Source organism: Saccharopolyspora tripterygii (assembly GCF_054778355.1).
Window position 1 is genome coordinate 1 of the sequence record NZ_BAAGZP010000056.1, and the last position, 965, is coordinate 965.

Sequence of the window (965 nt, forward strand, 5' to 3'; positions counted from 1 at the left end):
TGTGAGTCGGTCGTCGCGTGAGTCGAGCCGCTCGGTCCCGACCTCCACTTACCCGACGCCCTCCACCTACGCGACTTCGTCGTCCTACTACCCGACTGCCAGCTCCTCGTCCTCGCGGTATTACCCGCCTCCGAGCAACAGCTACTACTACGATCGGCGACCCGGGCTACCTCCCGAACCTGCGAACACCTCCGGCGAGAACCGGATCCAGGAAGGAACCAGCAACCCCGGTTCCGCTCGCGTGCCCAGCGCCATCGCCGACAGTCCGAGGGTCCAGGCCCCGGCCGGGCCGGTCAGCGCTGAGACCGTGGCCGCGCAGGTCGAAGCGAACGCCGACCGCGTCGTGCTCGTCCCGAACTCGGAATCCCGAGGCGTCGACTTCGCCGCCAGCGGCACGCGGGTGGCCGTGGACCTGGGCAAAGAAGTCGTGGCGCTGGTCGACAACGGCCGCGGCAAGCTCCAGTGGCGGAGCTTCCAGCCGGACGGGTCCAGGCCGCGCGTGGTCCGCGACGACGCACCGACGCCCGCTGAGGTCACGCCGGACAGCAGGCCCGCCCCCATCGCTGAGCAGGAGTCGCGGACCCCCGCTGGGCCGGTGGCGTCGTTTCGGGTGGAGGCGGAGCGGTGGAAGGCGTTGGATGACGCGTTCGTGTTCGGTTCGGGGGATGGTCGTCGGAGGGTGCAGCGGGGGCGGGGTAGTGGTGTTCGGCAGCAGGTGAGTTACAGCGTGATTCCGGAGGTGGGGCGCTGGAATCTGGTGACGAAGCTGTATTTGCGGCCGGCCGAGGGGGTCAGCGAGGCGGATCTCGACGCTGTGCGGGCCAGCACGACCGCAGGTATCGAGAGCTTGCTCAATCAGGCGGAGAACGTGCTTCCGGGACCGAACACCCGCGCTCACGGCAAGGTCGTGTTTGTGGATGATCCGGGTGCGGCGGATGGTGTGGTTGAGGTGGTGGCGGGGCGTC

1 protein-coding gene is annotated in these 965 nt (G+C 68.9%); it reads left to right on the top strand.

Translation table 11 applies throughout. The features are described 5' to 3' along the window. Positions 1 to 307 precede the first annotated feature (307 nt). A partial coding sequence (locus ACYVF3_RS32310) for a hypothetical protein (RefSeq protein ID WP_461158078.1) occupies positions 308 to 965 on the top strand: 658 nt, incomplete at its 3' end.